This is a genomic window from Streptomyces sp. NRRL WC-3605 (assembly GCF_001509795.1).
GTDB lineage: Bacteria > Actinomycetota > Actinomycetes > Streptomycetales > Streptomycetaceae > Streptomyces > Streptomyces viridochromogenes.
In genome coordinates, this window is sequence record NZ_LLZN01000086.1 from 32463 (window position 1) to 43121 (window position 10659).

7 protein-coding genes and 1 pseudogene are annotated in these 10659 nt (G+C 70.8%); all 8 read left to right on the plus strand.

Annotation, left to right across the window (positions count from 1 at the left end; all coding sequences use genetic code 11):
* The first annotated feature begins 358 nt into the window (after nucleotides 1–358).
* The gene (locus ADL34_RS28315; protein WP_062666616.1) at nucleotides 359–4078 is read left to right on the plus strand and encodes a nitrate- and nitrite sensing domain-containing protein; all 3720 of its coding nucleotides are present in this window, start codon (nucleotides 359–361) and stop codon (nucleotides 4076–4078) included.
* A 9-nt stretch (nucleotides 4079–4087) separates the two neighbouring features.
* Entirely contained in the window at nucleotides 4088–4501 is a 414-nt protein-coding gene (locus ADL34_RS28320) for a roadblock/LC7 domain-containing protein (RefSeq protein ID WP_055624380.1), read from the plus strand.
* A gap of 113 nt (nucleotides 4502–4614) precedes the next feature.
* Nucleotides 4615–5013 carry a DUF742 domain-containing protein gene (locus ADL34_RS28325; protein WP_003997626.1) on the plus strand — a complete coding sequence of 133 codons (399 nt, stop codon included), beginning with the start codon at nucleotides 4615–4617 and terminating at the stop codon, nucleotides 5011–5013.
* Nucleotides 4994–5517, plus strand: a pseudogene (locus ADL34_RS28330) (GTP-binding protein). The gene ADL34_RS28325 and the pseudogene ADL34_RS28330 overlap by 20 nt, the downstream one beginning before the upstream one ends.
* Nucleotides 5518–5902: 385 nt before the next feature.
* Nucleotides 5903–9163, plus strand: a complete 3261-nt coding sequence (locus ADL34_RS28335) for a nitrate- and nitrite sensing domain-containing protein (protein WP_062666613.1) — start codon at nucleotides 5903–5905, stop codon at nucleotides 9161–9163.
* A 10-nt stretch (nucleotides 9164–9173) separates the two neighbouring features.
* Complete coding sequence (locus ADL34_RS28340) at nucleotides 9174–9587, plus strand: roadblock/LC7 domain-containing protein (RefSeq protein WP_004983065.1); 414 nt, start codon at nucleotides 9174–9176, stop codon at nucleotides 9585–9587.
* A gap of 95 nt (nucleotides 9588–9682) precedes the next feature.
* On the plus strand, nucleotides 9683–10252 hold the full coding sequence (locus ADL34_RS28345) for a DUF742 domain-containing protein (RefSeq protein ID WP_062666611.1): 570 nt from the start codon (nucleotides 9683–9685) through the stop codon (nucleotides 10250–10252).
* Nucleotides 10233–10659 (plus strand): GTP-binding protein (locus tag ADL34_RS28350; RefSeq protein WP_060881415.1); only part of this gene is annotated, 427 nt, incomplete at its 3' end. The genes ADL34_RS28345 and ADL34_RS28350, both read left to right, overlap by 20 nt.

A 10659-nucleotide genomic window follows, 5' to 3' on the forward strand; every position in this document is an offset into this window, starting at 1 on the left:
TCCTGATCATCGCGACTGGGGCACCTTTCACGCGAAAGCGACTCGCGGACCTATGTCCGTTCTGGGGCGAATAAGGTTCCACGGCAGGTAATCCCGTACTCACGCGGTGTCACGTATGTCACGGCTCGACCTACGGGCCTTGTTGGGAATCCTGCACTGTGCTGGAATTCCACGGACCGCCGCAGGATCGAGCCGGCGCACAGGGGGCGCATCGACGCGCCGAGTGGCGGCGAGAAGGGGGAGCCAGCGCCGGTCACTCACGACCACCAGGGAGCGTGTTCAGGACGCTCCCCAATACGCCGACACCGTGTCCGACCGCTCACGCGGAAGGGCGCCTGGTCCAGAGGTTGCGACGCTAGTGCAGGGACGTTTCAAGAGGGATGGCAGCGCTTCGGCGGAGCCGGAGCACGGCGGGACCGACCGAGGTCCCTCGCCCCAGCACGCCCAGACCCAGGGCCCGGCCCCGTCGGTCGACAGCGGTGAGCGCTCCGGGCGCCCCGCCGTGTCGGCGTCCCCGGGTGCCGCGGTTCCCCCGCCTCCGACGAAGAAGCCGGCCAGGGGCGAGGTCGGCCCGGGCTCACGAATAGCCCTGCGCAACTGGCGTATCTCCACGCGCCTCGTCGCGCTGCTGACGCTCCCCGTGGTCGCGGCCACCTCGCTGGGCGCCCTGCGCATCAGCGACAACATGGACGACATCCAGCAGCTGGAGAACATGCGGCTGCTGACGGACATGACGAAGCGGGCCACCGAGCTCGCCCACGCGCTCCAGGAGGAGCGCGACCAGTCCGCCGGTCCGCTCGCCCACGGCGCCAAGTCGACCGACTACACGGTCAAGGGCTACCGCGACAAGACGGACCGCGCCGCGCAGAGCTTCCGCGACGCCTCCGAGGAGATCGACGACCAGAGCAAGGACGGCAGCCTCAAGGGCGTCCGCGACAACATCGTCCAGCTCATCCGCGAACTCGGCACGCTCTCCGAGGTCCGCGGCACGGCGTACCAGGCCGACGGCAACTCCACGCAGACCGTGGAGGCCTACCACCGGCTGATCACCCACCTGCTGGACCTCTCCCAGGACATGGCCGAGGCGACCAGCAACCCGGACATGATCCAGAGCACCCGCGCCCTGGCGTCGTTCTCCTCCGCCAAGGAGTACGCCTCCATCCAGCGCGCGGTCCTCGCGGCGGCCCTCCCGGCGAACAACACCACCGACGCCGACCTCTCGGACAACGACCGCCTCTACGCCGACTCCGCGCTGGAGAGCCAGAAGTCCGAGCTCCGCTCCTTCAAGAGCATCTACGGCAGCGAGCCCGCCGAGGAGCTGCTGAAGCCGATCGGTGACGGCAACCCGACGATCAAGGCCAGTGACACCTACGCCACCCGCGCCCTGACCTCGGCCACCGGCCTCGCCTCGCTGGACAAGCGCTCCTACCGGGACTGGGTGGACGACAGCACCACCAAGATCCAGGGCATGCGCGCCATCGAGACCACGCTGCTCGAGGAGATGGAGCAGAAGGCCCGCGAGCTGCGCAACGAGTCGGAGCGCGAGGCGATCATCTCCGGTGCGCTGATCCTGCTCGTGCTCGGTGTGTCGCTGGTCGGCGCCTTCGTCGTGGCCCGCTCCATGATCCGCTCGCTGCGCCGGCTGGAGGAGACCGCCACCAAGGTCGCCCAGGACCGTCTGCCCGAGCTGGTCAAGCAGCTCTCCGAGGCCGACCCGCAGGACGTCGACACGTCCGTGGAATCGGTCGGTGTGCACTCCCGGGACGAGATCGGCCAGGTGGCCGCGGCCTTCGACGACGTGCACCGCGAGGCGGTCCGCCTCGCCGCCGAGCAGGCCCTCCTGCGGGGCAACGTCAACGCGATGTTCACCAACCTCTCGCGCCGCTCCCAGGGCCTCATCCAGCGTCAGCTCTCGCTCATCTCCGAACTGGAGTCCCGCGAGGCCGACCCGGACCAGCTGTCCTCGCTGTTCAAGCTCGACCACCTCGCGACGCGTATGCGCCGTAACGGTGAGAACCTCCTCGTCCTCGCGGGTGAGGAGCCCGGCCGCCGGTGGACCCGCCCGGTCCCCCTGGTCGACGTGCTCCGCGCCGCCGCGTCCGAGGTGGAGCAGTACGAGCGCATCGAGCTGGCCGCCGTGCCGACCACCGAAGTGGCCGGCCGCGTGGTCAACGACCTCGTGCACCTCCTCGCCGAGCTGCTGGAGAACGCGACCTCGTTCTCCTCGCCGCAGACCAAGGTCAAGGTCACCGGTCACGCACTGCCCGACGGCCGTGTGCTGATCGAGATCCACGACACCGGTATCGGCCTCTCCCCCGAGGACCTCGCGGCGATCAACGAGCGGCTCGCCTCGCCGCCCACCGTGGACGTCTCCGTCTCCCGCCGCATGGGTCTGTTCGTGGTCGGCCGTCTGTCGCAGCGCCACGGCATCCGCATCCAGCTCCGCCCGTCGGACTCCGGTGGTACGACCGCGCTGGTCATGCTGCCCGTCGACGTCGCCCAGGGCGGCAAGAAGCCGGCCGGTGCCAAGCCCGGCCCGAACGGCCCCGGTGCCTCCGGCGGCCCCGCCGCCGCGCAGGCCGCCGCCGGCGCTGCCGCCGCGCGCCGTCAGGTGCAGTCCGGTGGCGGTGCCTTCGGTGGGGGTGCGCCGGGTGGCGGTGCCCTCGGCGGCGGTGCCCCGGGCGGTGGCCGGCTCGGCGCCGGTCAGGGCCCGCGTGCGGCGCTGCCCGGACGTGACGGCGCCGGTGCGCAGGGTGGACCGGGCGCGCCGCGCGGACCGCAGGGCGGTCCCGGTGCTCCCGCGCAGGGCCGGCCGGCGCAGGCCGGTGCCGGGTACGGCGGCCCCTCGCAGGGCGCCGGGCAGGGCATGCAGAGCAACGGCTCCGGTCAGGACATGTTCGGCTCCCGCGGGACCGCCCCCGGACGCGACCAGTCCCGCCAGGGCGCCCCGACACCTCCGCAGGCGCAGCCCGCCGCCGGCGAGCAGGGCCCCCGCCGTGGCCGCCGGCCGCAGCTGCCGCCGCGCGGTGGCGCGCGGGCCGAGCTGCCCGGCGGCAACCAGCCCTCGCGTCCCAGCTGGAGCGACGAGAACGCGCAGCCCCCGGTGCCGCGCGCCTCGCTCGACACCCCGCGCGGGCACGACGAGGACCCGGCGCAGCAGACCTCGCGGATGCCGCGGATCGACGACCGGCAGGGCCCGGCCTCCACCTCGGAGTTCGCCCGCCCGGACTTCGACGCCCAGGCGCCCGGCGGTTACGACCCGCAGAACACGGGTCAGTTCGCCCGCCCCGGTGCCGACGCGCAGCAGGACACCGGCCAGTTCGTCCGCCCGGACGTCTTCGGCACCAACGGCTCGGGGCAGTACAACGCCTCGCAGACGGGCCAGTTCGCCGTGCCGCAGGCCTACGACAACAGCTCGACCGGTCGGCACTCGCTGCCGGGCCGGCAGAGCCCGGAGTCGACCGGCCAGTTCGAGCGGCCCCAGGTCAACGGCAACGGCTCGTACGGCGGCAACACCGGCTACGGCGCCGGTCAGCAGCCCCCCGTGCCGCCGCAGCGCCCGCAGCAGCGTCCCGTGCGTCAGGAGCCCGAGGCCCTGCCGCCGGCGACCGGTCCCGGCGACGGCCGTACCCCGCTGTACGACACGCTCGAGACCAACTGGTTCCACGGCGGTCCGCAGGGACGCCAGCCGGGCACCGACACCCCCGCCGCCGCTCCGCAGCAGGAGCGTCCGGCCCCCGCGGAGCGGCCCCAGCCGTCCTCCGCCCCCCAGCGCTCCGCGTCGACCGCCTGGCGCAGCTCACCGAACGACGACCTCGTCCGGCAGGCTGAACGCGTCAGGCAGCCCGCCGCGGGCGGAGTCACCACCTCCGGCCTGCCGCGCCGGGTGCCCCGGGCGAACCTCGTCCCCGGCACGGCTCAGCAGCAACAGCACCAAAGTGGTCCGCAGGTCTCGCGTGCGCCCGATGACGTACGCGGCCGGCTGACCAATCTCCGTCGGGGCATCGCTCAGGGCCGCCAGGCCGGCAGCGGCCAGACCGGCAGCTTCCCGAGCCCCACTCACCAGCAGGAGCGTTAGTTGAGCCAGATGAGCCAAGCGGCACAGAACCTCAACTGGTTGATCACCAACTTCGTGGACAACACCCCCGGGGTGTCCCACACCGTCGTCGTGTCCGCCGACGGCCTTCTGCTGGCCATGTCGGAGGGCTTCCCCCGCGACCGTGCCGACCAGCTGGCGGCCGTCGCGTCGGGTCTGACCTCGCTGACGGCAGGAGCCAGCCGGATCTTCGAAGGCGGGGACGTCGCACAGACCGTCGTCGAGATGGAGCGGGGATTCCTCTTCCTCATGTCCATCTCGGACGGGTCGTCCCTCGCCGTCCTCGCTCACCCGGAGGCGGACATCGGCCTCGTCGGGTACGAGATGGCACTCCTGGTCGACCGTGCGGGCGCGGTCCTCACCCCCGACCTGCGTGCCGAACTGCAAGGCAGTCTGCTCCACTGACATCTCCCGGATCCACCCGTCTCACCAAATCACCGTCCGGCCGCCACAATCCCCCCACTGGCCCCTCACCCGACGGCTTGACCGACCGACTTGTGTCCCAGCCCGGAGGATTCATGACCCCGCCCACCGCCTCTCATGATCCGTACGCGGAGCCGTACGAGGATGAGGGCGACCAGCCGCTGGTACGTCCGTACGCGATGACCGGCGGCCGGACCCGGCCGCGCTACCAGCTGGCCATCGAGGCCCTGATCAGCACCACGGCCGACCCGGCGGCGCTGATGGGGCTCCTCCCGGAGCACCAGCGCATCTGCCACCTGTGCCGCGAGGTGAAGTCGGTCGCCGAGGTCTCCGCCCTCCTGTCCATGCCGCTGGGCGTGGCCAGGATCCTCGTGGCGGACCTCGCCGAGGCGGGCCTGGTCGCCATCCACCAGCCGGGTGGCGACGAGAACAACGGTGGCGCACCGGACGTGACGCTGCTCGAAAGGGTGCTCAGTGGACTTCGCAAGCTCTGAACCAAGCCGGGCGACCACCTCCGCGAAGATCGTGGTGGCGGGTGGCTTCGGCGTGGGCAAGACCACGTTCGTGGGTGCCGTCTCGGAGATCAACCCGCTGCGCACGGAGGCCGTCATGACCTCCGCGAGCGCGGGGATCGACGACCTCACGCACACCGGGGACAAGACCACCACCACGGTGGCCATGGACTTCGGCCGTATCACCCTGGACCAGGACCTGATCCTGTACCTCTTCGGTACGCCGGGCCAGGACCGCTTCTGGTTCATGTGGGACGACCTGGTGCGCGGTGCCATCGGCGCCGTCGTGCTGGTGGACACCCGCCGTCTCGCCGACTGCTTCCCCGCGGTCGACTACTTCGAGAACAGCGGCCTGCCCTTCGTCATCGCCCTCAACGGCTTCGACCGGACGCGCCGATCATCACGACGGACGCCCGGCACCGGGCCGATGCCAAGAGTGCGCTGATCACGCTGGTGGAGCACGCGCTCATGGCGCGGCTGCGGTAGTGGAAGTCTGCGGGCACATACGGCACTTGTCGTAGATGTCCCGGAGCCGGCTGTGGCCTTTGACACGGTCGGCTCCGCTGTTCATAACGTTTCGGCAGAGGAATCGGGTGGTACGGCAACTCGTCGCGGTCAACCGGTCTCGCTGCGCGCACAACCGCCCCGTCTTTTGACGGGGCTCGCTCTTTATGACCGTTTTATCTGGGACTTACATCGCATGGAATCCTCCTCTTCCACTGTTTGGAGGAGCGCGGGCCCCCGTGCTGGAATGCCAGAACTGCCCACTGGCCGAAGACGTACTCATCAGTAATGCGTACTTCAAGGCGATGGGCTCTGAGACACAGCGGCACGACCTAGGTGCCGACCCCGCCGGAAGGTTGTTGGTCGAGTGAGGCGAAGCAAGAACAGTCCCGAGCCGTCGGCCCGGGGCAACTTCACCCCGCCGCCGCGCGGAGCGGCGCCCGCCCCTGTGCCAGGATCCGAGCCCACGGCCGCGCCGGCCCAGAGCGGCGGCCGCTTCTCGCCGCGCAACTGGCGTGTGCCCACCAGGCTGAACGCGATCCTGCTCATACCCGTGATGGTCGGCCTCGTCATGGGCGGCTTCCAGGTGAAGAGCTCGATCGACACCTGGCAGCAGGCCGAGGACGCCGAGAACGTGGCCCTCCTGGTGCGCGCCGCCGAGGAATACGGCAACGCCCTGCTGGACGAACGCGACCTCACCGCGGCCGACCTGCTCCAGGGCAAGGGCACCACGGACACCGTGACGCAGCTGCGCTCGGCGACCGACAGCGCCAAGGAGAAGTTCGACCAGGCGGCACAGAACCTCCCGCACACGGCCGCGCTCGACCGCCGTATGCAGCTCTTCCGGTCCAACGAGACCAAGCTGTCGCCCCTGCGCCAGGCCGCCTACACCAAGGCGATGGACCCGGTGAAGACCGAAGAGGGTTACGTCGCCGTCCAGCACTCCCTGATGGAGTTCGCCAACGAGCTCAGTCTGGGCACCGGCAACATCACCTCCTACGGCCGCACCGTCTACGCCGTCTCGCTCGCCAAGGCAGCCGTCTCCCTCCAGCGCTCGATCGGCGTGCACATGCTGATCCGGCCGAGCACCAAGGAGGCCGTGGTCCGTCAGCAGAGCGTCTCCCTCGTGTCGTACCGCTACCTCGAGGGCATCGCGATCAACGAGTTCGTCTCGGGTGCCACCCAGGACGACGTCGATCAGCTCGACGGCATCATGGCCGCGCAGCGAAAGAAGATCGGCGACAAGGGCCCCGCCGTCGACGCCGGTGACAGCAGCTCCACGCAGGGCGGCGCCTACACCGCCATGCCGGCCGCCGACGCCATGCTCCAGGGCATCGCCGCGGGCACCTTCACCCCCGAGCAGCTCGCCGCCAAGGGCGTCACGCCCAAGGCGTGGCTGGGCGCCTCCACCGCCAAGTTCGAGGGCTACCGCGAGATCGAGACCGACCTCGTCAGCAAGGCCGTGGACGAGGCCGCGAGCGTCTCCGAGGACGCCAAGACCGACGCGCTCATCACCGGTGCCGCCGTCGTGGTCGCCCTGCTCGCCGCGTTCATCCTGGCCGGCATGGTGGCCCGCCAGATGTCCCGCTCGATGCGCCAGCTGCGCAACGCCGCCTTCGGCATCGCCGAGCAGCGCCTGCCGATGCTGGTCGACCAGCTCTCGCGCACCGACCCCGGCCGCGTCGACACCCGGGTCGCGCCCATCCCGATCACCACCCGCGACGAGATCGGCGAAGTCGCCCGCGCCTTCGACCAGGTCCACCGCGAGGCCGTCCGGCTCGCCGCCGAGCAGGCCCTGCTGCGGGGCAACATCAACGCGATCTTCACCAACCTGTCGCGCCGCAACCAGTCGCTGATCGAGGGCCAGCTGACCCTGATCACCGACCTGGAGAACAACGAGGCCGACCCGGACCAGCTGGAGAACCTCTTCAAGCTGGACCACCTCGCGACCCGTATGCGCCGCAACGGCGAGAACCTCCTGGTCCTCGCCGGCGAGGAGCCCGGCCGCCGCTGGGACCAGCCGGTCCCGCTGGTCGACGTGCTGCGCGCCGCCTCCTCCGAGGTGGAGCAGTACGAGCGCATCGAGCTGTCCGGCGTCCCGGAGGCCGAGATCCACGGCCGCGCGGTCACCGACCTCGTGCACCTGCTCGCCGAGCTGCTGGAGAACGCCACCACGTTCTCCTCGCCGCAGACCAAGGTGCGCGTCACCGCGACCCGTCTCCCCGACGGCCGCGTGATGATCGAGATCCACGACAAGGGCATCGGCCTCACCGCCGAGGACTTCGCGGACATCAACCACAAGCTGGCGAACCCGCCCACCGTCGACGCGGCGATATCCCAGCGCATGGGCCTGTTCGTGGTCGGCCGGCTGTCCGACCGGCACGGCATCCGCGTCCAGCTGCGCCCCTCGGGCGAGCAGGCCGGCACCACCTCGCTGGTCATGCTCCCGGACGCCATCACGCACGGTGGCGGCGGCGGCGAACAGCAGCCGCTGCAGGACGAGTTCACCGTCTCGCAGATCATCCCGGAGCAGCAGCAGTACCAGGGCGAGAACTTCGGCCAGCCGATGCGCACGGCGGCCGAGCTCGGCTTCGACGACAGCGCCTACACCGAGGTCCCGGACGACATCCGCGAGCTCGACCCGGTCGGCCGCTCGCTGATGCGCGAGGAGCGCCGCGCGGCCCTCGAGGCCGAGGCGCAGGGCCCGGACGGCACCGAGGCGCCCGCCTACGACGAGTTCGGCCGGCCCGCCTACGACGAGCGCAACGGCTACGCGGGGCAGCAGGACGGCTACGACCAGCAGCAGGCGTACGACGAGCAGCGGCAGCAGTCCTACGAGGACCAGCAGCAGGCGTACGGCGAGCAGCAGCACTCCGCCTACGAGGAGCCCCAGCAGGCGTCGTACGACGACACGTACTACGCGCCGAACGGCGGCCTCCCGCGCGACGAAACGTTCTCGTCCCCGAACGGCTACCCGGACTCCGGCTATGCGGAGCCCACGGCCGAGGAGCCGGTGGCGCGCAACGGGTCCGCGCAGGACGGCTTCACCGCCTTCGACCAGCGCCGCCACCAGGACGACTGGCCCCAGCAGAGCGGCTACCGCGACGGCTACCAGGAGCAGTACGCTCCGGAAGCGGAATCCGCGCAGGCCAGTGACGCCGGCGAGTCCGACGGCGTAGGCTTCGACCGTCCGGGACCGGCCCAGTCCGCGCCCCACGCAATGACCGACGCCGGGCTTCCGCGTCGCGGCGCCGCCGCGAGCGGCACCAACGGCACGCGGCCCGCGCGGCAGGACGCGCCGGCACCGGCTCCCACACCGGAGAGCAACGGCGACAGCGCCTGGCGCTCCCAGAACGACGAGCGCTGGCAGCAGGCCTCGGCGCTCCGCAAGCCCAAGGCGGGCGGGGTCACCTCCTCCGGCCTGCCGCGGCGGGTCCCGAAGGCCAACCTGGTCCAGGGAGCCGCCGAAACCACCCCCCAGGGGGGCCCACAGGTCTCCCGTGCTCCCGAGGACGTCCGGGGCAGGCTGAGCAACCTGCGCCGCGGTGTCCAGCGGGGTCGCAGCGCGGGAAGTGAAACGAACGGCCAGGGCTTCGGTCCTGACAGCACCTACAACCAGGAGCGTTAGTGTGAGCCCGATGAGCCAGGCGGCGCAGAACCTGAACTGGTTGATCACCAACTTCGTGGACAACACCCCCGGGGTGTCCCACACGGTGGTGGTCTCCGCCGACGGACTCCTTCTGGCGATGTCCGAAGGCTTCCCGCGCGACCGCGCCGACCAGCTCGCGGCCGTCGCCTCCGGTCTGACCTCGCTGACCGCCGGTGCCTCGCGCATCTTCGAGGGTGGCAGCGTGAACCAGACGGTTGTGGAGATGGAGCGGGGATTCCTCTTCATCATGTCCATCTCCGACGGTTCGTCCCTCGCCGTCCTCGCACATCCCGAGGCGGACATCGGCCTCATCGGGTACGAGATGGCGCTTCTGGTCGACCGCGCCGGTACGGTCCTGACGCCGGATCTGCGTGCGGAACTCCAAGGGAGCCTGCTCAACTGAACGGACAGCGGTGCGTCTTGGCGTCCCGGGGCCGTAAGGTTTCGGGACGCGGCTCCACATGATGGGTGCCAGGCACAGTCGGAGGAGGAGAGAAAGTGGCAACACCCCCAGACGGTTCGTCATCGGGCAACTGGTCGTACGGCCCTGCCCAGGGTCAGAACGACGGTTCCCAGAACCGGTACTTCCCCTCCCAGCCGAACCAGCGGCAGCCGTACGCCCCGCAGGGTCCCGGACCCTCGCCGTACGACCAGCCGCCGGCGCCGCGCATCCAGCCGGTGCAGCCGCAGCGACGCGCCCCTGAGCCGACGCCCGCCGGGGCGTCGAACAACCCCCTGGTGCGTCCGTACGCCATGACCGGCGGCCGGACCCGCCCGCGCTACCAGCTCGCCATCGAGGCGCTGGTGCACACCACCGCGCAGCCGCACCAGATGCAGGGCCAGCTGCCCGAGCATCAGCGGATCTGCAACCTCTGCCGGGAGATCAAGTCGGTGGCCGAGGTCTCGGCCCTCCTCACGATCCCCCTCGGCGTGGCCAGGATCCTCGTCGCCGACTTGGCGGAGGCAGGACTGGTCGCGATCCATCAGCCCGGCGGCGACGAGAACGCCGGCGGCCAGCCAGACGTGACACTGCTCGAAAGGGTGCTCAGTGGACTTCGCAAGCTCTAGCGGCGGTCCTTCCCGCTCCACCACCTCCGCGAAGATCGTGGTGGCGGGCGGCTTCGGCGTGGGCAAGACCACGTTCGTCGGCGCCGTCTCGGAGATCAACCCGCTGCGCACGGAGGCCGTGATGACGTCTGCTTCGGCGGGCATCGACGACCTCACCCACACCGGGGACAAGACCACCACCACGGTGGCCATGGACTTCGGCCGTATCACCCTGGACCAGGACCTGATCCTGTACCTCTTCGGTACGCCCGGCCAGGACCGCTTCTGGTTCATGTGGGACGACCTCGTGCGCGGCGCCATCGGCGCGATCGTGCTGGTGGACACCCGCCGTCTCGCCGACTGCTTCCCCGCGGTCGACTACTTCGAGAACAGCGGCCTGCCCTTCGTCATCGCCCTCAACGGCTTCG